The sequence below is a fragment of the Pseudactinotalea terrae genome (assembly GCF_009733845.1).
Lineage (GTDB): Bacteria > Actinomycetota > Actinomycetes > Actinomycetales > Beutenbergiaceae > Pseudactinotalea > Pseudactinotalea terrae.
Map to the genome: position 1 here is coordinate 832914 of NZ_WNXZ01000001.1, position 26192 is coordinate 859105.

A 26192-nucleotide genomic window follows, 5' to 3' on the forward strand; every position below is an offset into this window, starting at 1 on the left:
TCACGTGACCACTTTCGACAGGGGTTGGGTCGGACGAGTCGATGGTAGTCAGGCACACGGCAAGGTGCGGCACAGGCCACGGCTGCTGTGTCGCCGTGTGCGACGCTGGGGAGGTGGGAGGCGACCGAGCGCATGTGGTTGTCGACGTCGTGCCCTACGACCCCGGTTGGCCGCTCCGGTTCCGGCGCACGCGGGACCAGATCCGGCAGGTGCTGCCGGGCGCCGTGATCGAGCACGTCGGCTCCACGAGTGTCCCGGGACTCAGCTCCAAGGACACGATCGACGTGGCCGTCGGTGTCGAGGACGTCGACGCCGCGCTGACGCCGGGGGTGGTGGCGGCGCTCGCCGGGCTCGGCTTCGAGCACAGGCCCGAGTCGTTCGCGGACAATCTCGACCACGCCTTCCTGCACAGGATCGTCGCTGGGCACCGAACCGATCACGTGCACCTCATGCGGCTCGACTCGCCCACGTACACCGACCGGCTGATCTTCCGGGACTACCTCCGCGCATCCCCCGCGGTCGTCGCCGAGTACCAGGAGATCAAGCTGCACCTCGCCGCCGAGCTCGCGGACCGCCGCGGTGAGTACGTCGACCGGAAGGCGACGATCGTCGGCAGCATGATGCGGGACGCCCGCGCGTGGGCAGCTCAGCGCGTGCCCTGATCCGACGTCATCCGCGGGTCGATGACTGTGAGGCCGGCCGCTGCGGAGCTGGCCATGGCGGGTAGCAGCGCCGCGGCGTCCTCGAGCGAGACCACCCGTCGGATCAGCCGTTGCGGGGCGAGCGTGCCACTCTCCACGAGGGCGAGCATGTCCGGGTAGTCGGCGGCGGCCATGCCGTGGCTCCCGAGCACGTCCAGCTCCCAGGCGATCACCCGGTCCATCGGGATGCGTGGGTGGCCCGCCACGGCGGGGAGCAGGCCCACCTGCAGGTGTCTGCCCCGGCGGCGCAGGCTGCCGATCGCGGCGGCCGCGGCGCTCTCGCTGCCGAGCGCGTCCATCGCCACGTGAGCACCGCCCTCGGTGAGGTGATGGATCTCGGCCGTCGTGTCGCCGTCAGGCATCAGAGTGTGCTCGGCACCGAGCTCGCGAGCGAGCGCGAGGGCTTCCCGGCTGGGGTCGACGGCGATCGTGCGCGCGCCGAGCGATGTCGCGAGCATCACAGCCGAGAGGCCGACGCCGCCCGCTCCGACCACCGTGAGCCACTCGTGCTCGCGCAGGTGAGCGCGCGCCACGAGAGCGCGGTACGCGGTCGCGAACCGGCAGCCGAGGACCGCGACCGCCTCGAAGGAGAGACCGTCCGGGACGCGGATCAGGTTGGTGTCCGCGGCGTGCAGCGCGACGCGCTCGGCGAACGAGCCGGCGTGCGTGAAGCCGGGTTGCTGCTGGTCGGGGCAGACCTGGGCGTTGCCGGAGTCGCACCAGTCGCAGCGCCCGCACCCCTCCACGAACGGGATGGTGACGCGGTCGCCGGTGACCCAGCGTGCGACGTCGTCGCCGACCTCCACCACGACACCGGCCAGCTCGTGACCACCGATGTGCGGGAGACTGAACTCCTCGTGTCCCATCCAGGCGTGCCAGTCGCTGCGGCACAGGCCGGTCGCGTGAACCTCGACCACCACACCGCCGGGTGGTGCGACGGGGTCAGGTACCTCGCGGACCGCGACGGGTCCGCCGAAGGTGTCGTAGACGAGTGCTCTCACGGGGTCAGGCTATGGCGGAGCCCGTGGCCACCGGCCGGTTGCCGCGCCGCCCCGGAGGTTCCGGCGATTGAGCTCGTCCATCCGCGATCACCCACGGTCGAGATCGCCGGGTCGCTGCTCCGGTTGGACGGCGAGCACAGCTACGGGCGTGGGCGTTGAGGTAGCCCCGGCTGGAACCCGCCGCCCGATGCCGCACGTCCGGTATCAACGGTCCTGCGTCATCTGGAACTGCCCCGCTGCGGGACCTGAGCGGTAGGCCGGTTCTTGTTGAGATCTCGCCGAGAACGTGCCGTTGTCGGATACTGCATCTAGACTGCACACATGTTCGAGGCAACGGGTGAACAACCCCAGCAGAGCGGTCCGGCCGAGAGGCTTGAGATCGTCATGCCTCAGGGCGGGTCGGCTGATTCTGACCCGTGCGACACCTCCCCTGGTGCGGCTCCCGCGGAGCCCGAGCACACCACGAGCGAGCCGTCGGCCACTGAGTCCGGGGTGCCGGCTGCGATCGCTGGGCGTGAGTGGGTCGAGGTCGACGGGATCATGGTGGAGGCGGGTAACGCGGTCTGGGACGAGCGTGACTGGTCGGGGGTGCCGGTGCGGCCCTGGAGTGATGAGCCGCCAGCGGGCTGGGTGGAGCAGCTCGAGGCCGAGTGGGCTGCCCAGCCCAGCCGTCCCGAGCTCGGACCGATCGCGTGGCTGGAGCAGGTGCCTGCGTCGGGGTATCTGATGAACGAGCTGGAGCACCTGCCCGAGGGCCTGGTGCAGAACGACTACGACGCCCTGGAGCTGGTGGCGCACTGGTCCCGGCTGGTCTCCTACGCCGGTGCCAAGATGCGGGAAGCGGTCGCCGAGCTGGCCAACAGCGAAGGCCTGGACCAAGGCCTGGCGAACCTGGACCACCTCGGGATCCGGGTCAACCAGCCCAGCATCGCTTCCGATGACATCGCGCTGCGCCTGGGTATGGGTAAGCGAGCCGCGAGTCGGCTGGTGCGCTCGGCCCGGTTGCTCGCCGGCCCGGCCGGTCCGACCGCGGAAGCGTTGGAGACCGGGCAGATCGACCCGGCCAAGGCCGACATCATCGCCCTGGGCATCGAGGACCTGGGCATGCTGGAAGCCTTACAGGTGCAGGACATCGTGCTGGCCAAAGCACCCCACGCCACCGCGACCGCGGTACGCCGCGATGTGGCCGCCGCGAGGGCCAGCGTGCAACCCGAACGATTCGAAGACCGCTGCCAACGAGCAGCAACCCAGCGGCGGGTGGACCGGCCCCGGGTGCTGCCCGATGGCATGGCCAGCATCTACGCGTTCATGCCCGCGGTGGAGGCCAACCAGCTCTACCGCGCCCTGGACGCCGCCGCCCGCTCCGCCAAGACCAGCGGCGACCCCCGCACCCTGGACCAGCTCCGCGCCGACGCCCTGGCCCTGATGGGTGGGACCGCCATCGTGACCGGCATCATCGGCCCCTGCCCCCACCCCACCCACGACGCCACCCCACACGCCCCCGGCGCCACCCCGCAGGCCCACGACGCCACCGTGGTGGCCCGCGGCGCCGGTGGTAGGTCCGCTGGCGGTTCATCGGGGGATCGTGATCCCGGATCCGGCCACGGCGATATCGACCAGAGCGGCTCGCCGCCGACCGACCATGGCGTCGCACACCTGCCCGACGCCAGAGTCACCCACGACGATCGCTCGCGAGCTGGCACAGACCCCACAGCAGGAACGATGCTGGATGCCGCAGCACGCACGGCAGCAGGTGCGGCCACCGGGGCATGCCCCACACCCGGTCAAAGCATGCGGGTCGGAGTGATCGGAGGCAAGTCCGCGCACGTACGGGTCGTGATCCCGCTGACCACCCTCATGGGCGGCCAGCACGGCCCCGGCGCCGACCTGTCCGGCTCCGAGGACCCCGCCCACCTCGAAGGCTACGGACCCATCCCCGCCTCCGTGGCCCGCGCCCTCGCCGCCGGCGGGCCATGGGCGCGCATGGTCACCGACCCCCTGGACCGCACCGTCCTGGAACTCAGCCGCGAACAGTACGAACCCACCGCGGCGATGGCCGAGCTCATCCGCGCCAGACAACCCGAGTGCGCCAACCCCTCCTGCACCGCCGCAGCCGACGGCTGCGACCTGCACCACCGCATCCCCTGGCCCCTGGGAACCACCTCCGTCAAAGACATCGACCCCAACTGCCGCCGCGACCACCTGCTCCTGACCCACGGCGGCTGGTGGTACACCCAGCACGAGGACGGCTCCCGCACCTGGATCACCGCCACCAACCACACCTACCTCCAACACCCCGACGGCCAGATCACCATGATCCGACCCACCCACGGACCCGGATCCCCACCCGAGGGCACCCACCCGGCCACCCCCGCTTGGGCATCCACCACCGACCGCACCAGCCAGCTCCAGTACACGGTGGACGACGAGCCACCACCGTTCTAGGCAACGGCGTCGACGTCCCGCGTTCGTGGAACCTAAGACCGAACCCGTGTCGGCGCCTGACGTGGAGTGCGATCCATCGACCCGTCGGTTGAACCGGGGGCGGCGTGGAAGCCGTGCCTCTGCGGCTCACCTCACGCCAGTCGTGGGGCGAGGATGAGACGTGCCTCCGTCAACGCGCTCTGGGTGGGCGATACTGGGTTCGAACCAGTGACCTCCTCGGTGTGAACGAGGCGCTCTACCACTGAGCCAATCGCCCGAGACTGTGCTCGGTGCCCTTGCGGGCGAGCACCGATGCTACCAGCGTGGCAGACCCTCTCCGAACACCCGCCCACGTACCGTGTCCGGATGTTCGCACCTGGCCTCGCGATGCTCTGGGAAGACACCGATCCGAACGTGGCGCTCGCGCAACGGTTCGGCCTCGCCGACCTCGAGGCCGCCGCGGGCTGGGTCGCCCGCGCACTGCGCGACGGCTGGGGCCTCGGCGTCAGTGGTGTCGAACGCGTCCTGATCAGCGACGTCAACGCGCTCGCGTGGGCGCACACCGATCGGGGCGTCGTCGTCGTGAAGATCTGCTCGCATGAGCCCGCCTTCGGTCGCCTCGACGCCATCGCGGCTCTGCTCGGCCACCTCGACTCGCTGCACCTTCCCGTCGCCGCACCCATCGCAGGCCTCGACGGGCGGCGCCGCCATGTCGTGCCGAACGACCGGCCGCTGTCGGTGGCTGTGCAGCCACGGGTGGAGGGTGACCTCCTCGACGTCGGCGACCTCGCCGCGGTCCGGGCAGCGGGGCAGCTGGTGGGCCGGCTGCACCTCGCGCTCGCCGACGTCGATCCCGGCCCCTTCGCCGACGGACCTCGGGAGATGCGAGGCGACCCGCGCGAGAGCATCACGAGCACGCTCGACCAGCTGCCGAGCTCGAGAGCCCCGCGTGCCCACGCCCGGCTGGTCGATCTCCTCAGCACGCTCCCGGCGCTCGACACCACACCCCAGCTGGCGCACGGGGACATCCGCGGCGCCAACATCCTCCTGCGCGGCCAGGAGATCGCCGCCCTGCTCGACTTCGACGAGGTCAGCATCCGCCACCGCACCGTCGAGATCTCGCTCGGCGCCGTGCTGCTCGCCACCGAGTTCCGGCGCTGGCCACCCACGCCGCCGGAGGCCCAGCGCACCTTCCTCGACGGGTACGCCGACATCGTCGAGCTCACCGACAACGAGCTGGGCTGGAGCGAAGCGCTCCGACTCTGGTTCGGGCTCGGCCAGATCCCTCCAGGAGACGATCACGCCGGCTGGGCCAGCGCCGTCGAGAACAGCATCAGGAACACTTAGGGGTCGAGCTGCTCCCGACTGCGGCGATGGAACTCCTCGCCCATCCGCAGCGTCAGCGGCCCGGCCTCGATCTCGCGGTCGTCGACGGCCACGATCGGCGTCATCCCCCGCGTGCTCGAGGTGAGCGCGGCATACGGGGCCTCGTGGATCGACGCCAGCGGCAGCGCCTCCTCGCGCACCTCGATGCCGGCGTCCGCCGCCCACTCGAGCACGAGTGCCCGCGTCACACCGGCCAGGCATCCCGAGCTCAGCGGCGGCGTCACGAAACCGCCGTCCACCTCCAGGAACACGTTCGTCCCGGTCCCTTCGCACAGCTCACCGCGGGTGTTGCCGAAGATGGCCTCGCCCGCGCCCTGCGCCTTCGCGAGGGCCAGGGCCACCACATTCTCCGCGTAGGACGTCGTCTTCAACCCGGCGATCGGCGAGCGCTCGTTGCGCACCCAGGGCACCACAGCCACGCGCACCGGCCCCGGTGGTCGGACGCCACCAGCGGCGACGATCAGCGTGCCCTCTCCCCCGCTGCGGTCCGAGCCCATCGGTCCGTACCCGGCCGTCCACGTGATCCGCAGCCGGCCGGTGCCGCCGCCCTGGGCCAGCCACCGCTCCTCGACGGCGGCGACCGCGTCCCGTACCCGGCTCTCGTCGGGCGCATCCAGACCCAGCCCGAACGCCGAACGCTCCAGCCGGCGTAGATGCCGTGTGAGGGCGAACGTGCGGCCCTCGATCAGCTCGCACGTCTCGAACACGCCGTCGCCCACGGTCATCCCGTGGTCGAGCGCGGAGACCAGCGGCGTACGCGGCGCATGGAACTGCCCGTCGACGAACAGCAGGGGCTCACTCATGGCGTCAGCCTGCCGCGTTCAGCCCCGCGACGCCAGCGACACCAGGCGCGCAGCCTTCAGCTCGGTCTCCGCCCACTCCTGCTCGGGGTCGCTCCCCCACGTAATGCCGGCGCCCGTCCCGAACCGCAGCTCGCCGTCCGCCCACCAGAACGTCCGGATCCCGACGGCCAGCCGTGCCTGGCCGCGATCGGCGTCGATCCAACCGATCTGGCCGCAGTACGGACCGCGCGGAGCCGTCTCGAGCTCGTCGATGATCCGGAGTGCAGAGGACTTCGGGGCGCCCGACACCGAACCGGGCGGGTGCGCGGCCGCGAGCAGCGCCGCCCACCCGGTGGGACCGCCGTCGAGAAGTCGCCCGCGCACGCGCGAGACCAGATGGACCAGACCCGGGTGCTCCTCCATCGCGAGCAGATCGGTCACCTCGACGCTCCCCGGGGCGCACACCCGCTGCAGGTCGTTGCGCACCAGGTCGGTGATCATCACGTTCTCGGCCCGGTCCTTGGGCAGCATGCCCGACGGCGTCGCCGCCGTGCCCTTGATCGGACCCGACATCACGGTCCCGTGGGCGACCTCGAGGGAGAGCTCCGGTGACGCGCTCACCACCCAGGAACCGGGCCCGGCCGGTCCGCCTGCCGGGATGTCGACCAGCGCCGCGTAGGGCGCGGGGTTGCCAGTGGCGAGCCTGATCGCCAGGCCCACCGGTTCCGGGCGCACCGGCACGGCTGCGGACATCACACGGCAGATGTTGGCCTGGTAGACCTCACCCTCGGCGATCTCGTGACGCACCCGCCGCACCGCCGCGACGTACTCCTCGCGCGACAGTGATGTTCGCCACGAATCGCGCACCGGGCCGTCCCAGCGATCCGGCCCGCGGGTGACCTCGTCGGTGCGGCGAACCTCCGCGAACCGCCACGCGTTCCAGGGTCCGTCGAACTCGGCGACGAGCACCCACCATCCCCCGCGTTCCAGTGCGTCGGGGCGCTCTCGCAGGTCGACGTGCTCCACCACCTCGGTCGCCCGGACCCCGCGAAACCAGGCGCGTCCGCGAGGGCTGGAGATAGTCACTCCGCCACGCTAGTCACCCCGGCCCGAGGCCCGGGAAGCGTCCACCGAGCAACACGCCCCCGGCCTCAGTTGGACGACGCCGCGATCCGTGGGCTAAAGTCGACGCCGCACCACCAAGCGGGGGAAACCTGCTCGGTGAAGCACGCGGATGTGGCTCAGTTGGTAGAGCATCACCTTGCCAAGGTGAGGGTCGCGGGTTCGAGTCCCGTCATCCGCTCGAAATCGGCGGCCCAGGAGGGCAACCTGGTGGGTTGGCCGAGTGGCGAGGCAGCGGCCTGCAAAGCCGTATACACGGGTTCGAATCCCGTACCCACCTCGCACGGGCGATTGGCGCAGCGGTAGCGCGCTTCCCTGACACGGAAGAGGTCACTGGTTCGATCCCAGTATCGCCCACACTGCTAGGAACACGAGCGTGTCAGCTCACCAGCAGCGACCCACCCACGCGCCAGCATCGTGCGCGCGTTCACAGTGCCGTCGGGCAGGGGATGCCCGGCGTAAGTGGAGACACAGTGCCCAACGGCTCATCACAGGCTCGCCTGCTCGATCGCCGCGCCGCGCGCGGCGATGACGCCGCGCCCATCATCCCGATCCTGGCCCGCAAGGTCCGCGAGGTCGAGGCGAAGGCCGCGCGTGGCAAGGTCGGCCCCACCAACCGCACCCGCTTCCAGGTGATCGCGCTCCTCGTCCGCGAGGAACGCGCCCGCGTGAAGTCGGATGACAAGCTCTCGACGGCGGCTCGCACCGAGCTGCTCAAACGGCTCGACGGCGTCGCCACGATCCTCGCGCGCACCGCCGCACGCGACACCTCATTGCTGACCCTGCTCGACCCGTCCACCACGCCTGGTCCGGCCGCGCAACGCATGCGGCTCGACTGGCTCCTCGACTCCGGCGCGCAGCTCTCACCCGAGGAGATGGAGATCAAGGCGCCCCATCCGGCGCGCCCCACGGTCGTGCCGGCTGCGCTCGCCGACCGGCAGGTCGTGCCGCCGTCGGTGAAGCGTCGGCTCAAGGCCAACCCGTTCCTCTCGCCCGCGATCCAGCCGGCCGAGCGGCCGCTCTCCGGTCGCCTCAGCGGGTGGGACCTCATGGAGCCCCTGTACCGCTCGTTCGAGCAGGGCGCCGGTGGCGGCGCTGCCTCGATGGAGCTGCCCCCGCTCCCCCGCTTCGAGCACTTCTCGCCACGCGGCCTCGAGCTGATGCCGCACCAGGTCGAGCTGCTGGAGTCGGTCCGCAAGGGGCACCGCACCTTCCTGCTCGCCGACGAGCCGGGTCTGGGCAAGACGGCGCAGTCCGTGCTCGCGGCCTCGGTCGCCGGCGCGTTCCCGCTGCTCGCCGTCGTTCCCAACGTCGTCAAGATCAACTGGGCGCGCGAGGTCGAGCAGTGGACGCCGTCGCGCAAGGTCACGGTCATCCACGGCGACGGCGACACCATGGACGCGTTCGCCGACGTCTTCGTCGTCAACTACGAGATCCTCGACCGGCACCTGTCGTGGCTGATGCGGTTCGGCTTCCGGTCGATGGTCGTGGACGAGGCCCACTTCATCAAGAACCTCAGCTCGCAGCGCAGCCAGCACGTGCTCTCGCTCGCCGAGCAGATCCGCATGACGGCGCCGGGCGGCAACCCGCTGCTGATGGCACTGACCGGTACCCCGCTGATCAACGACGTCGAGGACTTCCACGCGATCTGGAAGTTCCTCGGCTGGGTCGAGGACAACCAGCCCGCCCCCGCCCTCATGCGCAAGCTCGAGGCCATCGGGCTGACGCCTGCGGACCGTGGCTTCTACCCCGAAGCCCGCTCCGCCGTCATCTCGATGGGCATCGTGCGCCGCCTCAAGAGCGAGGTCGCGAAGGACCTCCCGGCCCGCCGCATCGCGGACCTGCCTGTCGAGCTCGACGACGACCTGGGCCGCTCGATCCGCCAGGCCGAGCGCGAGCTCGGTGCCCGGCTGGCGCAGCGCTACCACCGCCTCTGGGAGACGCGTCACGGTGGCGAGGCGGAGCCGTTCGAGCCCGATCTCGACATCATGCGCTCGGTCGCGACCTCGGAGCTCGAGTCGTCGCGCAACACCAGCAGCGGCGGCGAGAACGTGTTCACGATGGTCCGCCGCATCGGCTCGGCCAAGGCCAGCCTCGCCACCGACTACACCGCGCAGCTCGCCCGTTCCGTCGGCAAGGTCGTGTTCTTCGCCAAGCACATCGACGTCATGGACGCCGCCGAGCGGAGCCTTGCCGAGGCCGGCCTCAAGACCGTGTCGATCCGCGGCGAGCAGACCTCGAGCGCCCGCCAGAAGGCGATCGACGCCTTCGCGAAGGACCCCGAGGTCGCGGTCGCGGTCTGCTCGCTGACCGCCGCCGGGGTGGGGCTGAACCTGCACGCCGCGTCCAACGTGGTGCTCGCCGAGCTCTCGTGGACCGCCGCCGAGCAGGCGCAGGCGATCGACCGGGTGCACCGGATCGGTCAGGAGCAGCCCGTCACGGCGTGGCGCATCCTGGCCGCGCACACGATCGACACCAAGATCGCCGAGCTCATCGACGCGAAGCAGGGCCTCGCGGCCCGCGCCCTCGACGGCAGCGACACCGAGATCGTCTCGACGACGTCGGTCCAGCTCGACGCGCTCGTGCACCTCATGCGCGAGGCCCTGACCGCCTAGCGGGTTCGAGGCGGACGACGACGGACTTCGAGGTGGGCGTGTTGCTCCCCCTCGCGACCGAGTCGAGCGGGACGAGCACGTTGGTCTCCGGGTAGTAGGCGGCCGCACAACCGAGCGCGGTGGGGTAGGCGACCACCCGGAAGCCGGGGGCACGCCGTTCCACGCCGTCGCGCCACTGCGACACGAGGTCGATCACCTGCCCGTCGCTCACGCCGAGACGCCGGATGTCCGCCGGGTTGACGAGCACCACGCGGCGGCCGTGGTGGATGCCGCGGTAACGGTCGCTGTCACCGTAGATCGTGGTGTTGTACTGGTCGTGGCTGCGCAGCGTCTGGAGCAGCACCCGCCCCTCGGGAAGCGCAGGGTAGGTGAGCTCGTTGACCTGCAGCTGGGCGCGGCCCGACGGCGTCGGGAAGGTGCGGCTGTCTCGCGGCGGGTGCGGCAGCACGAAGCCTGCCGGCTCGTCGAGCCTCGCCTCGTAGTCCTCGAAACCGGGGATCACGGCCTCGATGTGACGCCGGATCAGGCGGTAGTCACCCTGCAGCGCGACCCAGTCGACCCGCGGCGCGCGCGCCGCCAGGCTCTCGCGCGCGAACAGCTCCCCCGCGAGCCCGGCCACGATCGCGACCTCGCTGCGCACGTGCGTCGACGGCGGTGCCAGCCGGCCGATCGAGGCGTGCACCGCGGACATCGAGTCCTCGACGCTCACGCGCTGCGTCCCGGTGGCCTGCGTGTCGGCATCGGTGCGGCCGAGCGCGGGCAGGATCAGCGCACGCCTGCCGGTCACCACGTGCGAGCGGTTGAGCTTGGTCGAGACCTGCACCGTGAGCCTGCACCGCCGCATCGCTGCCTCGGTCACCTCGGTGTCCGGCGTGGCCCGCAGGAAGTTCCCGCCCATCGCCATGAACACGCCGACCTGGCCGTCCCGCATCGCGCGGATCGCCTGCACGGTGTCGTAGCCGTGCACACGGTTTGAGATGAAGCCGAACTCGGCGTCGAGCCGGTCGTGGAACGGCTCGGGCATGCTCTCGAAGATCCCCATCGTGCGATCGCCCTGCACGTTGGAGTGACCGCGTACCGGGCACACCCCTGCCCCCGGCCGACCGATGTTGCCCTGCAGCAGCAGCACGTTCGTGATCTCGGCGATCATGTCGACCGCGTGCTCGTGCTGGGTCAGCCCCATCGCCCAGCACACGATGCTGGCTCGGGAGCGGACGAACTCCTCCCCCAGCTCACGCACCTGCGCCTCGGTGAGCCCTGTCGCCGTCTCGATCTCACCCCACGGGACGGTACGGACGTGCGCGAGATACGGCTCGACGCCGTCGCAGTGGTTCGCGAGGAACTCGCGATCCAGCACCCCGCCGTCGCGCTCCTCGGCCTCGAGCAGGTGCTTGGCGACGCCGAGGAACAGCCCGAGGTCACCGCCGAGGCGGATCGGCAGGTGCAGGTCGGAGAGCTTCTCGCCCCGGCCCGCCAGCCCGAGCGGCGACTGCGGGTCCTTGAACTCGATCAGCCCCGCCTCCGGGAGCGGGTTGACCGAGACCATCCGGGCGCCGTTGCGCTTCGCCCTGGCCAGCGCCGAGAGCATGCGTGGGTGGTTGGTCCCCGGGTTCTGGCCTGCCACCACGATCAGCTTGGCGTCGTAGATGTCCTGCAGCGACACCGAGCCCTTGCCCACCCCGATGCTCGCGGACAACGCGGTGCCGGAGGACTCGTGGCACATGTTCGAGCAGTCCGGCAGGTTGTTGGTGCCGAAGCCGCGCACGAACAGCTGGTAGAGGAACGCCGCCTCGTTGGAGGTCCGCCCCGAGGTGTAGAACACCGCCTCGTCGGCGTGCTGCAGGCCCTCCAGCTCGTCGGCGATGAGGGTGAACGCGTCGTCCCAGGTGATCGGCCGGTAGTGGGTGGCGCCCTCGTCGAGCACCATCGGGTGCGTGATCCGGCCCTGCTGACCCAGCCAGTAGTCGTCCTGCTCCGCGAGCTCGGCGAGGCTGTGCTCGGCGAAGAAGACAGGGTCCACGCGGCGCGTCGTCGCCTCCTCGGCGACCGCCTTCGCACCGTTCTCGCAGAACTCCGCAGGGCTTCGATGGTCGGGGTCGGGCCACGCGCAGCCTGGGCAGTCGAAGCCGTGCTTCTGGTTCACGCGCAGCAGCGTCCGCGCGGTGCGCACCGGCCCCATCTGGGCGAGCGCGACCTGTATCGCGTGCGCGACAGCCGGCAGCCCGGCGCTCGTGGTGGCGGGGTCGTCGACCCGCAGACCCGCCTCGTCGATGCCCTGCTCCGGTGCACCCGTCATCGGACCCTCCTCGCGCCTGATCCGACCCTAGCCGCTGGTGGTGGAGTGTCACCCCCGGGGTAATCTCCGTCGCATGACCGACGGCGACAGCACGGACGAGGCCCTCCGTGTCGCGATCTACCAGCGTCTGGCCCGCACGGGGGCGGTCGGCCCGCTCGACGATCTCGGCCACGAGGTGGGCCTCGAAGACGGCGCACTCCGGGCCGCGCTGCAGCGTCTCGCCGCCGCCCGGCACCTCGTGCTCGACGCCGCCGGCGAGATCGTGCTCGCGCACCCGTTCGCGACCCGCAGCTTCGGCTTCTCGGTGATGGGCCGGGACACGCTCTGGTGGGGCGGCTGCGCATGGGACTCCTTCGCGATCCCGCACCTGGTCCCGGACGAGCCGGAGGTGCTGGTCGCGACCCGCTGCCCGGCGTGCTCCGCGCCGCTGGCGTGGAACGTCTCGCGCGACGCGCCGCCCGACGGCCCCGGGATCGCCCACTTCGCCGTACCGATGGCGCAGGCGTGGGACGACGTGGTCCACACCTGCTCGCAGCAGCAGGTCTACTGCGGGCCGCAGTGCGTCGCGGCGGTGACCGCGCAACACCCGGACTCCCCCGGCGACACCTTCGACCTTGCGACGCTGTGGCGGCTGGCTGCCGGCTGGTACGACGGCCGGCTCTCCCGCGCCTACCGGCGCCGCGAGCCTGCCGAGGCGGTCGAGTACTTCCGTGCCGCGGGGCTCCGTGGCCGCTTCTGGGGTCTTCCGGACTGACACCGTCGGGGTCGACGCGCCGCGGGAACGATGACGGAATCGGGAACAACGCCCCGTCCCGAGCCGTTGGCTTCCTTCGTGCCTTCATCTCTTCCCGACGTCACCGCCCAGGCCATCCGAGAAGAACAGGACTTCCTCGACGCTGCCGACTCCTGCCGGAAGGACCTGATCGACGAGCTCGGTCTCCAGCTGCGCACCCCAGTCCGGGACCGCACCGACCACCACCGCCGGGCGATGCTCACGGCACGCGTCCGCGCGCTCACCGAGGCGGACTCGGGCCTCGTCCTGGGCCGCATCGACACCGACCACGAGACGACGCACCGCATCGGTCGGGTGGGCATCCCCCGCCCCGACGGCGGCGAGCCGCTCGTGCTGGACTGGCGCGCCGATGCCTCGCGACCGTTCTACACCGCGACCGCACTCGACCCGCAGGGGCTGCGCCGCCGTCGCCACATCCGCACCTCGGGCGCCCGGGTCACCGGGGTCGACGACGAGTTCCTCACCGAGGGCGCCGGTTCCGGCGAGCTCGTGGGTGAGGCGGCGCTGCTCGCGGCCCTCGACGAGGGCCGCACCGGTCACATGGGGACCGCGGTCGCCACCTTGCAGCGGGAGCAGGACGCGATCGTGCGCGCGAGCGCCGACTCGCCGCTGGTGGTCCAGGGTGGTCCGGGTACCGGCAAGACGGTCGTCGCGCTGCACCGCGTCGCCTATCTGCTGTTCGCGCGCCCCGAGATCGCGCGTCGCGGGGTGCTGCTGCTCGGGCCGTCGCGGCGCTTCCTGAGCTACGTCGAGCAGGTGCTTCCCGCCCTCGGCGAGACCGCCGTGGTCTCGACAACGTGCGACGGGCTGGTGCCCGGTGTCGCCACCGAGCGCGACGAGAGCAGGGAGATCGCCGAGATCAAGGGCCGCGCGCTGTGGTGGGACGCGCTGCGCCGGCACGTGGCCGAGCTGGTCCCGGCCGCTGCGGACCTGGTGCTCGTGCTCGACGGCGAGCCGCACCGGGTCAGCAGGTCTCGGCTGGCCGGGGTGCTGCGGGGTGCGCTCGCGGGCGATCGTTCCCTGCTCGCCGCCCGCGACGTGGCGTTCGCGCGACTGCGCGACGAGCTGGTCGAGCGCGTCGTCGAGCGGACGGCGGAGCTGCTCACCTCGGTGGAGGACGGGCTCGAGGAGATCCTCGGCGGCGTCGACGCCGCCCTCGCGAGGGCCGACGACCGGGGCGTCCGCACCGCCGCGAGCAGCGGCCAGGTCGACGGCGAGCTCTCCGAGGACGACATCGACGAGCTGCGCCGCCGGGTGGAGGCCGACCCGGGGGTCAGCGCCGCTCTCGAGCGGTGGTGGCCGGTCCAGGATCCACGCCGGGTGCTCACCGACCTCCTGCACGATCCCGCCGCACTCGCGCTGGTGGCCCCGGAGCTGACGGCCGCGGAGATCGCCGCCGTGGTGGCGGAGCCGGAGGGCCTGTCCTCCAGCGACATCGCCCTGCTGGACGCCGTCATGGCGTTGATCGGCACCGATCCCGCCGGGCGGCGGGACGACCGCGAGCCGTTCCTCGCTGACCGCGCGGCAGCCGACCACGGCTGGACGTACGGACACGTCGTGATCGACGAGGCCCAGGAGCTCTCGCCGATGCAGTGGCACATGGCGAGGCGACGTACCCCGACGGGCTCGCTCACCGCCGTCGGGGACATCGATCAGGCCGAGTCGCCGCACCGGCACACGGACTGGGACGGCGCGGTGGCGCCGGCGCTCGGCAGCCGGTGGCGGCGGGCCGATCTCACGATCTGCTACCGCACGCCACGCGAGGTGATGGCGCTCGTCCCGCCGATCCTCGCGCGCGCCGGCAGCCGCAACGAGCCGCCGCGGGCGGTTCGTTCCTCGGGGCACGAGCCGCGCGAGCTCACGATCGAGGCACCTGGGCTCGTCCCCGCCGTCGTGACGCAGGTCGAGATGCTGAGCGGGGCGTATCCCGGGGGCAGCGTGGGCGTCGTGACCGCGGTCGAGCATCTCGATCTGCTGCGGACGGCGTTGCCGGGCATGCCCGTCATGTCGGCGCTCGAGGCGAAGGGCCTGGAGTGGGACGCGTGCGTCGTCGTCGACCCCGAGAGCATCGCGGCAGAGCCCCGCGGCTGGAACGCGTTGTACGTGGCGACCACGAGGTGCACGCAGGAACTGGTCCAGCTCCACGTGCGGTGATAGGAACCAGAGATGGCCAGGAGCACTCGACGCGTCCCCGCGGTCCGGCTGCGCGCTGACGGGACCACCTCGACGCGCCCGGACACGCTCGCGGGCGAGGAGCCGCTGGAGATCCGCGTCGACGGCGAGGAGTGGCTGGTCACGATGCGCACGCCCGGCGGCGACGTGGATCTCGTGCACGGGCTGCTGCTGGCCGAGGGCGTGATCACACGGGCCGACCAGATCCGCCAGGCCACCTACGGGCCCGGTGTCCAGGCCGGCGGGCAGCTCTCCTACAACGTCATGGACGTCGTGCTCGATCACCGGGCCGGGGCGCGTGCGCCCGAGATGCGGGACCGCGCGGTCTACGTCTCGTCCTCGTGCGGCGTCTGCGGGACGTCCTCGATGGAGGCGGTGGCACGCGAGTCGTCCTACCCGGTGGCGGAGGCGACGCTGTCGGTCCCGCTCACGACGCTGCTGGGGCTGCCGGCGGTGTTGCGGGAGTCGCAGCAGCTGTTCGACCGCACGGGCGGGGCGCACGCAGCGGGCCTGTTCGTGGACGGCGCAACGGTCTGCGTCCGCGAGGACGTGGGGCGGCACAACGCCGTCGACAAGGCGCTCGGCTGGGCGCTCCGGGAAGGACGGGTGCCGCTGCACGACGCCGTGCTCCAGGTCTCGGGCCGGCTCTCGTACGAGCTGGTGCAGAAGGCGGCGATGGCCGGCGTTCCGGTGCTGGCGGCCGTGAGCGCTCCGAGCGCGGCAGCCGTCGATCTCGCCGAGGAGGTCGGCATGACGCTGATCGCCTTCTCCCGCGGGCAGAGCCTGTCGGTCTACAGCCGGGCCGACCGAGTGATCTGAGTCACGGGTGACGGCGAAGGCCCGCGGTGATGCGATCCTTGCGACATGCAGATCTGGCCCGGAAGCCCGTACCCCCTCGGCGCGACCTACGACGGCACGGGGACGAACTTCGCTCTGTTCTCCTACTCGGCTGACACCGTCGAGCTCTGCTTGGTGGACGACGGGCCCGATGGCACGCTCACCGAGCAGCGCATCGAGCTGACCGAGGTGGACGCGCACGTGTTCCACGCCTACCTCCCCGGGGTGGCCCCGGGGCAGCGGTACGGCTATCGCGTGCACGGACCGTACGACCCCGCCAACGGGCACCGCTGCAACCCGGCCAAGCTGCTGCTCGACCCCTACGCCCGCGCGATCGACGGGCAGATCGACGGCGACGAGTCGCTGTTCTCCTACCGCTTCGACGACCCGACCGCGGCGGTCTCCGCCAAGGGCCTCAACGATGACGACTCGCTCGCCCACACGATGACCTCGGTCGTCACCACGCCGTTCTTCGACTGGGGCCACGACCGGCCGCCGAACCACGACTACGCGAACACCGTGATCTACGAGGCCCACGTGCGCGGCATGTCGAAGCTGCACCCCGAGATCCCGGAGGAGATCCGCGGCACCTACGCCGCGCTCGGGCACCCCGCGATGATCCAGCACCTTCAGGAGCTGGGCATCACGGCCATCGAGCTGATGCCCGTGCACCAGTTCGTGCAGGACCCGCACCTGCAGGAGCGCGGGCAGCGCAACTACTGGGGCTACAACACGATCGGCTTCTTCGCTCCGCACAACGACTACGCGGCCTACGGCACGCGCGGCGAGCAGGTGCAGGAGTTCAAGGGCATGGTCAAGGCCCTGCACGAGGCCGACATCGAGGTGATCCTCGACGTCGTCTACAACCACACCGCCGAGGGCAACCACCTCGGCCCGACGCTGTCCTTCCGCGGCATCGACAACGCCGCGTACTACCGGCTGGTGGACGACGACCAGGCGCACTACTTCGACACCACCGGGACCGGCAACTCGCTGCTGATGCGCAGCCCCCACGTGCTCCAGCTCATCATGGACTCGCTGCGCTACTGGGTGACCGAGATGCACGTGGACGGCTTCAGGTTCGACCTCGCTGCGACGCTCGCACGGCAGTTCCACGAGGTCGACCGCTTGAGCGCGTTCTTCGACCTCGTGCACCAGGACCCGATCGTGTCGCAGGTCAAGCTGATCGCCGAGCCGTGGGACCTCGGACCGGGCGGCTACCAGGTGGGCGGCTTCCCGCCCCTGTGGACCGAGTGGAACGGGGCGTACCGCGACACGGTGCGGGACTTCTGGCGCGGCGAGCCGTCGACGCTCGGTGAGTTCGCGAGCAGGATCACCGGGTCGTCGGACCTCTACGAGCACACCGGGCGCACCCCGATCGCCTCCATCAACTTCGTGACGGCGCACGACGGCTTCACGTTGCGCGACCTCGTGTCGTACAACGAGAAGCACAACGAGGCCAACGGCGAGGGCGGCAAGGACGGCGAGTCGCACAACCGCTCCTGGAACAGCGGTGTCGAAGGGCCCACGGACGATCCCGAGATCAACGCCTTGCGCGCCCGCCAGCAGCGCAACTTCCTCACCACGCTGCTGCTCTCGCAGGGCGTACCGATGATCCTTCATGGTGACGAGCTCGGACGCACCCAGAGCGGCAACAACAACACCTACGCCCAGGACAGTGAGATCTCCTGGATGAGTTGGGACCTCGACGAGGACCAGCGGGGTCTGCTGGAGTTCACGCGGTCCCTGATCGCGCTGCGAAGCGACCACCCGGTGCTGCGGCGGCGTCGGTTCTTCAACGGCTCGAGCTCGCACAGCGAGGGCCGCCCCGATCTGCCGGACATCGCCTGGCTCGACATCACCGGCGACCCGATGGACGCCGAGGCGTGGAACACCTGGTACGCGAAGTCGGTCGCCGTCTTCATCAACGGCGAGGCGATCGACGAGCCCGACGATCGTGGCCGCAGGGTCGTGGACGACTCGTTCCTGCTGCTGATCAACGCGGACGCCTCGGACCTGACGTTCGCGCTGCCCGAGACGAGCTACGGCACCAGCTGGCGCGTGGTGCTCAGCACGGATGAGTCGTCCGGCCTCGAGAAGGAGTACGCCGCCGAGTCCGGCGTACCGGTGACCTCGCGCAGCATCACGGTGCTGTCCCGGCCCCCGCTCGACCCGGTCACCGCGCCGGATCGGAGCGTCACGACCCCGGTCTCGGGAGCCTGAGATGGGTGAGCGGCGCCTCCCTGTCTCGACCTACCGGCTCCAGCTCGGACCCGATCTGAGCTTCGACGACGCACGGGAGCGGCTCGGCTACCTGCAGTCGCTGGGCGTCACCGATCTGTACCTGTCCCCGATCCTCGCGGCCGCGCCGGGTTCGACGCACGGGTACGACGTCGTGGACCACGAGCGCGTCAGCGAGATCATGGGTGGCCGGGAGGGTCTCGAAAGGCTCGCTGCGGCCGCGCACGAGCGCGACATGGGGATCGTGCTCGACATCGTGCCGAACCACATGGCCGCACCGACGCCCGCCTACCTGAACAAGGCGCTCTGGTCGGTGCTCGCCGACGGACCGGAGTCGCCCTACGCCTCCTGGTTCGACATCGATCTCGAGTCCGGTCCCGTGCTGATGCCCCTGCTGGGCCGCCGGATCGGGGCCGTGCTCGCCGATGGTGAGCTGAGCGTCGAGCCCGCACCGGCCGCGCTCGTCGAGTCCGGCTGGTCCGGGCACGTGCTGCGCTACTTCGACCATGTGCTGCCCGTTCGCGCGGGGACCGAGCACCTGCCGCTGGCCGAGCTGGTCGACCGGCAGCACTACCGCGTCGCGTACTGGAAGGTCGGCGACGAGGAGCTGAACTACCGGCGGTTCTTCGACGTCGGGACACTGGTGGCGATCCGGGTCGAGCAGCGCGAGGTCTTCGACGCCACGCACCGGCTCGTCGTCGAGCTCGTGGAGCAGGGCGTCGTCGACGGGCTGCGGGTGGACCATCCCGACGGCCTCGCCGACCCCCGTGGCTACTTCCGTTGGCTCGACGAGGCGACCGGCGGCGCGTGGACGGTCGCCGAGAAGATCCTCGAGCCTGACGAGACGCTGCCCGGGGACTGGCCGGTGGCCGGTACCACCGGCTACGACACGGCCTGGCGCATCGCCCAGGTGCAGATCGACCCGAGCGGTGTGGCCGAGCTCGCCGGCGTGATGACCACGCTCAGCGGTGACGCGATGGGAGGACTGGGCTCCGTCGTCGAGCAGGCGAAACGTGAGATCGCCACGGGATCGCTCTCGGCAGAGGTGGAACGGCTGAGCCACGTCATCGCTGACGAGTGCCGAGCGGACGTGCGTCTGCGTGACCACACCTTGACGGCCATCCGGGAGTGCGTCCGCGAGCTGGTCGTGGCGTGCGACCGGTATCGCGCGTACGTGGTGCCGGGCGAGGCGGCGCCGGCGCTGAGCGTGGGGCTGGTGGCCGACATGGCGGAGCACGCTCGCGAGCGGCTCGACGCCGAACGGGGCGAGACGCTCGACCTCGTGGTCGACCTCGTGCTGGGTCGCGAGGCAGGCAGCGCGGGGCGCCGGCTGCAGCCGCGGCGCGATGAGATCATCGTGCGGTTCCAGCAGGTGTGCGGTGCGGTGATGGCCAAGGGCGTCGAGGACACCGCGTTCTACCGGTGGACGCACCTGACGGCGTTGTGCGAGGTGGGTGGTGCGCCGCAGAAGTTCGCGATCGCTGCCGATGACCTGCACGCCTTCGCGCACTCGCAGCAGCTGAGCCACCCTGCGACGATGACCAACGGCTCCACCCACGACAGCAAGCGCGGCGAGGACGTGCGAGCGCGGATCGGCGTGCTCTCGCAGCTCGGGTCCGCGTGGCGCGAGCACGTGCACGCGCTGCGGTCTGCGACCGAGTCCTACCGCCCTGCGCTCCACGGTCGCACTGAGAACCTGCTGTGGCAGACGCTCGCCGGGACCTGGACCGCGACGGGACCGCTCGCCGTCGAACGTCTCGCCGCCTACCTCGTCAAGGCGAGCCGGGAGGCGAAGGACTGGACCACCTGGACCGCGCCCGACGAAGCGGGTGAGGCCGAGCTCACCGAGCTCGTGGCGACGCTGTCGCAGGACGAGGCTGTGCGTGAGCTGATGACCGCGTGGGTGCGCCGCACGAGCGAGCCGGTGCGCACGGCGATCCTGGTGACCAAGGCGCTGCAGCTGACGATGCCGGGCGTCGCCGACGTCTACCAGGGCACCGAGACCACCGCGATCGGGTTGGTCGACCCGGACAACCGGGGGCCCGTGGACGTGGTGCCGCTGGCGGCTGCGCTCGAGCGGCTCGACGCCGGCCAGCGGCCCGCCGATCTCGGCGAGGAGAAGCTGCGGCTCACGGCGTCCGTGCTGCGGTTGCGGCGGCGTCGCCCCGAGGCGTTCGTGGGCGGCCGGGCAGGCTACGCGGCGCTGCCGACGACCACCGGGCACGCGCTGGCCTTCATGCGGACGGTCGACGATGTCCCCTCGGTGTGCACGGTGGTCACCAGGCTCCCGGTCGGGCTGGCGGCGGCCGGCGGGTGGGCGTCGCAGACCGTGGTGCTCCCCGAGGGTCGGTGGCGCGACGTGGTCTCCGGTGCCGACCACGACGGCGGCAGCGTCCTGCTGAGCGAGCTGCTGTCCGACTCCCCTGCCGCCGTCCTCGAGGCGCTCGAGGACTGAGGGGTCGCGGGTCCGGGTCAGCCCGGCCCGCGCTCGAGGGCGTGCCGGTTCGCGAGGTACTGCTTCTTCCCGATCAGCCGCCAGGCCAGCCGGCCCGGCAGCGGCATGTGGGTGCGCAGCCAGGTCTCCCCGCCGTCGGGTTGGGCGGCCAGGATCGCGCCGAGGAACGGGAATGCCTGTCCCTTCGGTACGGCCCTGCGGCCGTGCTGACCGGCAGCATCGACCTCTTTCTGCGTCATGACCTCCTCGAGGGCCGGGACGACGTTCTTCTCCTCGTCCGGGAGGTGCTCTGCCAGGCACCGGTTGATGCCGACCAGAGCCTGGAGGACCGGCTCGGCGTCCGCGTGGGTGCCGCTGGCGCGCCAGGCGGGTAGGGCTGCGTCGAGGGCGTTCAGGAAGACCAGCATCGCGGCGTGCTGCTCCTTCATCCGTTCGACGTGGAGGGCGCAGGAAGGCAAGCGTTGGGTCACCGGCTCCCAGAAGTGCCCGTCCTCGTACTCGTGATGGCTGTGAAGGCCGGCCGAGAGGGCGTGGATGTGGGCGGCGACGATGTCCGCGTGAGCCGCATCGCCCTCGCGGACCCCTGTCACGAGCGTGGCAGCCCCGCCGAACCCGGCCTTGAAGGTGCGGTGGATGTCGATCATCCCGCTGACGTCGCAGGGCATCGCGCCCTCCTCCTGCTCGGACGTGCTCCCCCGGTGTGGGAAGCGTAGGGCGGTAGACGTTCGCGGGAGGTCGAATCGAGCGTCGTCGTGCGGCACACTTCGCCAGATGGAGATCCGGGACCTGCGGGCCGACGAGGTCGACCTGGCGGTCGAGCTGTCGTCGCGGTGCGACCTGGTGCGGCCGTGGAACGAGCCCGCTGGCGACCTGGTGAGAGCACTGACCGGCAGCACCTCGACCGTCCTCGCAGGGATTGACGGCGATGCCCTCGTGGGAACAGCGATGGTCGGGCACGACGGGCACCGCGGCTGGGTGTACTACCTCGCGGTCACGCCGGACCGGCAGGGCAAGGGATGGGGCAGGGCGCTGATGAGTGCTGCCGAGGACTGGCTGCGAGAGCGTGGCGCGCCCAAGGTCCAGCTGATGGTGCGCGACGGGAACGAGGCCGTGATCGGCTTCTACCAGTCGCTGGGGTACTCGAACCAGGGTGTCGCCGTGCTGGGGAGGTTCCTCGATCCCGAGCTCGAGGCGCGCCGGCGGATGGGGTAGCCAGCCTTCTCGCGGCCGCAGACGCGGTCGCGGCCGTTCGCAGCCATGATCTTGCCGGAACTGCGGCGGCCGACCACCCCGATCGGCAGGCACCCTCTATCCGCACCACCGCCTGGCGCTACCCGCACCTCGCCGATCCGCACGATGGCCGCCCGACAGCGCCACGTCCCCGGATCCAGCTCTCGCGCCGGATCTCATCCACCTCCCGGGCAGGACGCGAAGCACCGCCGTTGGCCAGCGCCCACGCCCGGTCTCACGTGCTTCGTCCGGTTCCGCGGCACGAGCTTCTTCCGCAGGTTCTGGGGCTTTGGGTGGGTTGTCGGTGGTCGGTGGTCTACTTCTCGTATGGATGTTCTACCTCTGAGTCTGACCGGTGACGGGGCGTTGCGCGCTGCTGTCGCGGCTGCTCGCGAGGTGACCCGCATGGAGGGCGTCCAGATCGATCACCTGGCCCAGTACCTCGGGGAGGTCGCCGCCGACTGGGAGCCGCCGGCCTGGCAGCGCCCCGGGATGGAGCAGGCGATCCGGCTCGGTGGCCCGGGAACCCCGCAGGTCCCTGAGTTCGCGGTCTGCGAGGTCGCCGCCGCGTTGGGGCTGACGCAACCGGCCGCGACCAGCCTGTGTGCCGATGTGCTGGACCTGTCCTACCGGCTCCGCGGTATCGCGACCTCGGTGCGCGCCGGAGCCTTGAGCTTTGCACGGGCGCGGGTGATCGCCCGCCGCACCCGGGACCTGACCCGGGAGCAGGCCGAGCTCGTGGAGGCGCGCCTGTGCCGGCCCCGGGACACCGGGCGCGGTCCGCAGCCGATGGCCGCCCTGGTCCCGATGAGCCGGCTGCGTACCGTGATCGACCAGGCCGTGATCACCGTGCGCGGCCCCGAGACCGAGGCCGAGGCCGAAGCCCGGGTCGCGGCCTCGTTGTATGTCGAGGTCGTGCACCAGGTCGGCGCCGCCACCGACCTGGCCGCCCGGCTGGCCACCGCTGACGCCGCCCGCCTGGACGCACGGCTGGACCAGATCGCCGGCTGGCTGACCGACCTCGGCGATACCCGCCCCAAGAAGATCCTGCGCGCCGTGGCCCTGGGCCTGCTCGCCGACCCCGCCCTGCTGGGCGCCCTGCACGACCTCCACACCCAGCACGAGCCGCACGAGAACCCGACCCCCGCCGCGACACCACCCACCGCGCCGCAGCCCACCCACGACGCCGTGTCCCTGCCATCCGCATCGACTCGGGGGTCGAGCGCCACACCGCAAGGATCGTCGCCACCACCCCAGCTCTCTCCTTCATCGACGGCACCGCCGACCATGCCCTGCGATCGGCCTGAGGCAACTGCGTCAGACCCGCCGTGGTCAACACCGCCGGGTGCATCGGGCGAACACACCGGACCGCCAGCCAGACCCGCCCCGGATCCCTTCGACCTGCTCCCCGACCCGGCTGACCGCACGCCCGGGACCGACGCATCCGACCCCACCGGAGCCGACCCCCGACCCGACCCCCACGCGTCCCAGCCCGCGGCGCGGGCTGCCGGTGTGGCTGGTCTGCCCGCAGGACTGCTGGCCAAGCTCGGAAACCTCGGCTCGACGGTGCTGTACGTGCACCTCGACCGGCCCTCGGGCACCTGGTGCGCCGAAGGCGCCGGGGTGCTGACCAAGGAACAAGCCATGCAGATCCTCGGACACTCCAACGTGAGCATCCGCCCGGTGCTGGACCTGGCCGAACCGCTGAAATACACCGGCTACGAAGCACCACCGAAGCTCAAAGAACAGCTCGCCCTGCTCAACGCCGGCTACTGCACCTTCCCCCACTGCCACCGCCGCGCCCGGGCCAGCGACGTCGACCACCAGCTCACCCACGCCAACGGCGGCCCGACCACCACCATGAACACCCACCGGCTCTGCCGCAAGCACCACCGCGCCAAGGACAAAGGCCACTGGCGCGTCGCCCAACCCGCACCCGGGATCTGGATCTGGGCCTCCCCCGCCGGCGCCACCTACCTCGTCACCAACGGCACCACCACACCACTGAACGGCATCCTCACCCGCACCACACCCCCGGCCGAGTCCGAGCCCGAGAACCCGTCCGCGCCCGAGACCACGGCGAACCGACCCGCCCGCTTGAACGCCGCCGACCCACGCACCCTCGACGTCCCCACCGAAGGCCACCCCTGGAAACCCGCCTGGGACCCCTGGAACGACTGGGACCCCCTGACCCAAACCGAGCACGAATACACCTACGGCTACCTCAACGCCGGATGACCAGGAACCCCTGGGTTGGCCATCCTCGCCGCACGTTGACGACCCTGCACGAGGGTCGCGCACGACCTGGACGGCCGCGGTCTCGCTCAGCACGGGCCCGATGCATGCCACCTCTGCGTGTGGGTACCGTCAACCAATGAGCTCGATCCCGATCCGCGTCTGGGCGCCGAACGCACGAAGCGTCGGCGTCGTCGTCGAGGGCAACACCCTGCCGCTGTCCGCCGAGCCGGACGGCTGGTGGGTCCATTCCCCTGGGCTACCGGCGGGCACCGACTACGCCTTCATGCTCGACGGCGACGGCCCCTACCCCGACCCGCGCAGCGCGCACCAGCCCCACGGCGTCCACGGGCCCTCACGTACCTTCGACCCCACCCAGCACGCCTGGCAGGATGCCGACTGGCCCGGCATCGACGTGCGCGGCGCAGTCATCTACGAGCTCCACGTCGGCACCTTCACACCCGAGGGCACCCTCGACTCAGCCATCGAACGCCTGGACCATCTCGCTGACACGGGCGTGGACATCATCGAGCTGATGCCGGTCGCAGCATTCCCCGGGACGCGTGGGTGGGGCTACGACGGCGTGGCGCTCTACGCCGTCCACGACACCTACGGCGGCCCGGCCGCGCTGCAGCGCTTCGTCGACGCCGCGCACGCGCGCGGGCTCGGCGTCGCGCTCGACGTGGTCGACAACCACCTCGGCCCCACCGGCAACTACCTCGCCCTGTTCGGGCCCTACTTCACCGACGCCCACCACACGCCCTGGGGGTCGGCGGTCAACCTCGACCAGCCCGGGTCCGAGCACGTCCGCTCGTTCCTCATCGACAAGGCGGTGCGCTGGTTCCGAGACTTCCACCTCGACGCGCTCCGACTCGACGCCGTCCACGAGCTCCGGGACGACTCGCCCACCCACGTGCTGGCACAGCTCGCCAGCACGACGGCGGCACTCGCCGCCGAGCTCGGGCGCCCCCTCGGCCTGATCGCCGAGTCGGACCTCAACGACGTCACGATGGTGACGCCCGTCTCCGAGGGCGGCCTCGGCATGACCGCCCAGTGGGACGACGACGTCCACCACGCCATCCACGCGTTCCTCACCGGCGAGCGGCACGGCTACTACACCGACTTCGGTTCACTCGAGACCCTCGTCGCCGCACTGCAGCAGGTGTTCGTGCACAACGGCACGTACTCCTCGTTCCGCCACAAGGTCTGGGGCGCGCCGGTACCAGACACCGTGGACCGGCGCCACTTCGTGATCGCGACCTCGACCCACGACCAGGTCGGCAACCGCGGCCTGGGTGACCGGCCGCCCGAGCGCCTCACCGCCGGGCAGTCCGCGATCGCGGCCGCGCTGCTGCTCACCACGCCCTTCACGCCGATGCTCTTCATGGGCGAGGAGTGGGCCTCGCGGACGCCCTTCCAGTTCTTCACCGACTTCGACGACCCCGACCTGGCGCAGGCGGTCCGCGAGGGTCGCGCCCGCGAGTTCGGCGAGCACGGCTGGGACGAGATCTACGGTCCCGGCGCCGAGGCACCCGACCCGCAGGCCGCCACCACCTTCGAACGCAGCCGCCTCGACTGGGACGAGCACACGCGACCCGAGCACGCCCGCCATCTCGCCTGGGTCAAGGCACTCATCGCGCTCCGCCGGCTTCGACCGGACCTCCGCGGCGGGGATGCCACGAGCCTCCGCGTCAGCGCCGACCCAACAGCGGGCTGGCTGATCCTGCACCGCGAGCACACGGACGTCGTCATCAACACGGCGGCGCACACGCAGCAGGTCACGCTCCCCGAGCCCGGCCCTCGCGTGGTGCTGGCCTCGTGGGAACCGCGCGACCACGGCGTCGATGACGGTGCCATCGATCTGGCCGCCCACGACGTCGTCATCCTCGGACGGGACTGACA

The 26192-nt window shown here is 71.2% G+C and carries 17 protein-coding genes and 4 tRNA genes; 15 read left to right on the forward strand and 6 right to left on the reverse strand.

Annotation, left to right across the window (positions count from 1 at the left end):
* Positions 1–134: 134 nt before the first annotated feature.
* Positions 135–662, forward strand: a complete 528-nt coding sequence (locus GPA03_RS03835; protein WP_206673440.1) for a GrpB family protein — start codon at positions 135–137, stop codon at positions 660–662.
* On the opposite strand, the gene GPA03_RS03840 is transcribed toward GPA03_RS03835, so the two are convergent.
* Positions 647–1702, reverse strand: a complete 1056-nt coding sequence (locus GPA03_RS03840; protein WP_156250645.1) for an alcohol dehydrogenase catalytic domain-containing protein — start codon at positions 1700–1702, stop codon at positions 647–649. The two genes, GPA03_RS03835 and GPA03_RS03840, sit on opposite strands and share 16 nt — an antisense overlap.
* A 321-nt stretch (positions 1703–2023) precedes the next feature.
* Between GPA03_RS03840 and GPA03_RS03845 the strand changes: the two genes are divergently transcribed.
* The gene (locus GPA03_RS03845) at positions 2024–4147 is read left to right on the forward strand and encodes an HNH endonuclease signature motif containing protein (protein WP_156250646.1); all 2124 of its coding nucleotides are present in this window, start codon (positions 2024–2026) and stop codon (positions 4145–4147) included.
* A gap of 184 nt (positions 4148–4331) precedes the next feature.
* Here GPA03_RS03845 and GPA03_RS03850 read toward each other — a convergent pair.
* Positions 4332–4403 (reverse strand) — tRNA-Val (locus tag GPA03_RS03850).
* Positions 4404–4492: 89 nt separating this feature from the next.
* On the opposite strand from GPA03_RS03850, the gene GPA03_RS03855 reads away from it, so the two are divergent.
* Positions 4493–5473, forward strand: coding sequence for a phosphotransferase (locus GPA03_RS03855; protein WP_162458245.1), 981 nt, complete (start codon positions 4493–4495; stop codon positions 5471–5473).
* Here the strand turns inward: GPA03_RS03855 and GPA03_RS03860 are convergent.
* Both GPA03_RS03860 and GPA03_RS03865 read right to left on the reverse strand, forming a co-directional pair.
* On the reverse strand, positions 5470–6315 hold the full coding sequence (locus GPA03_RS03860; RefSeq protein ID WP_156250648.1) for an aminotransferase class IV: 846 nt from the start codon (positions 6313–6315) through the stop codon (positions 5470–5472). The two genes, GPA03_RS03855 and GPA03_RS03860, sit on opposite strands and share 4 nt — an antisense overlap.
* Before the next feature lie 18 nt (positions 6316–6333).
* Positions 6334–7374 carry a chorismate-binding protein gene (locus tag GPA03_RS03865; protein WP_156251335.1) on the reverse strand — a complete coding sequence of 347 codons (1041 nt, stop codon included), beginning with the start codon at positions 7372–7374 and terminating at the stop codon, positions 6334–6336.
* A gap of 150 nt (positions 7375–7524) precedes the next feature.
* On the opposite strand from GPA03_RS03865, the gene GPA03_RS03870 reads away from it, so the two are divergent.
* The 4 genes from GPA03_RS03870 (at position 7525) to GPA03_RS03885 (ending at position 10031) form a co-directional block, all read left to right on the forward strand.
* Positions 7525–7597 (forward strand) — tRNA-Gly (locus GPA03_RS03870).
* A 28-nt stretch (positions 7598–7625) separates the two neighbouring features.
* A tRNA-Cys gene (locus GPA03_RS03875) sits at positions 7626–7696 on the forward strand.
* A gap of 5 nt (positions 7697–7701) precedes the next feature.
* Positions 7702–7773: transfer RNA gene (locus GPA03_RS03880), tRNA-Val, on the forward strand.
* A 116-nt stretch (positions 7774–7889) separates the two neighbouring features.
* Positions 7890–10031 (forward strand): DEAD/DEAH box helicase, encoded by a 2142-nt coding sequence (locus GPA03_RS03885; protein WP_162458246.1) that lies wholly within the window; start codon positions 7890–7892, stop codon positions 10029–10031.
* On the opposite strand, the gene GPA03_RS03890 is transcribed toward GPA03_RS03885, so the two are convergent.
* Positions 10006–12327 carry an FdhF/YdeP family oxidoreductase gene (locus GPA03_RS03890; RefSeq protein ID WP_156250650.1) on the reverse strand — a complete coding sequence of 774 codons (2322 nt, stop codon included), beginning with the start codon at positions 12325–12327 and terminating at the stop codon, positions 10006–10008. The genes GPA03_RS03885 and GPA03_RS03890 overlap by 26 nt on opposite strands.
* Positions 12328–12400: 73 nt before the next feature.
* Here GPA03_RS03890 and merB point away from each other — a divergent pair, with 73 nt between their 5' ends.
* From merB to treY, 5 genes are all read left to right on the forward strand, one after another.
* Positions 12401–13081 carry an organomercurial lyase gene (merB, locus tag GPA03_RS03895; RefSeq protein ID WP_156250651.1) on the forward strand — a complete coding sequence of 227 codons (681 nt, stop codon included), beginning with the start codon at positions 12401–12403 and terminating at the stop codon, positions 13079–13081.
* A 78-nt stretch (positions 13082–13159) separates the two neighbouring features.
* The gene (locus GPA03_RS03900; RefSeq protein ID WP_241681078.1) at positions 13160–15274 is read left to right on the forward strand and encodes a HelD family protein; all 2115 of its coding nucleotides are present in this window, start codon (positions 13160–13162) and stop codon (positions 15272–15274) included.
* A 12-nt stretch (positions 15275–15286) separates the two neighbouring features.
* Positions 15287–16111: a formate dehydrogenase accessory sulfurtransferase FdhD gene (gene fdhD, locus GPA03_RS03905; RefSeq protein WP_156250653.1), complete on the forward strand. Its 825-nt coding sequence runs from the start codon at positions 15287–15289 to the stop codon at positions 16109–16111.
* A 45-nt stretch (positions 16112–16156) separates the two neighbouring features.
* On the forward strand, positions 16157–18352 hold the full coding sequence (glgX, locus tag GPA03_RS03910) for a glycogen debranching protein GlgX (RefSeq protein ID WP_156250654.1): 2196 nt from the start codon (positions 16157–16159) through the stop codon (positions 18350–18352).
* A gap of 1 nt (position 18353) precedes the next feature.
* Positions 18354–20825: a malto-oligosyltrehalose synthase gene (gene treY / locus GPA03_RS03915; RefSeq protein WP_156250655.1), complete on the forward strand. Its 2472-nt coding sequence runs from the start codon at positions 18354–18356 to the stop codon at positions 20823–20825.
* Between the two features lie 17 nt (positions 20826–20842).
* Here the strand turns inward: treY and GPA03_RS03920 are convergent, their stop codons facing one another.
* Positions 20843–21490, reverse strand: a complete 648-nt coding sequence (locus tag GPA03_RS03920) for a hemerythrin domain-containing protein (RefSeq protein ID WP_156250656.1) — start codon at positions 21488–21490, stop codon at positions 20843–20845.
* A gap of 106 nt (positions 21491–21596) precedes the next feature.
* Between GPA03_RS03920 and GPA03_RS03925 the strand changes: the two genes are divergently transcribed.
* The 3 genes from GPA03_RS03925 (at position 21597) to treZ (ending at position 26190) form a co-directional block, all read left to right on the forward strand.
* A complete protein-coding gene (locus GPA03_RS03925; RefSeq protein ID WP_156250657.1) occupies positions 21597–22037 on the forward strand; it encodes a GNAT family acetyltransferase in 441 nt (146 codons plus the stop codon).
* Positions 22038–22382: 345 nt separating this feature from the next.
* Entirely contained in the window at positions 22383–24293 is a 1911-nt protein-coding gene (locus tag GPA03_RS03930) for an HNH endonuclease signature motif containing protein (RefSeq protein ID WP_162458247.1), read from the forward strand.
* A gap of 136 nt (positions 24294–24429) precedes the next feature.
* Positions 24430–26190 carry a malto-oligosyltrehalose trehalohydrolase gene (treZ, locus tag GPA03_RS03935; protein WP_156250659.1) on the forward strand — a complete coding sequence of 587 codons (1761 nt, stop codon included), beginning with the start codon at positions 24430–24432 and terminating at the stop codon, positions 26188–26190.
* The last annotated feature ends 2 nt before the right edge of the window (positions 26191–26192 follow it).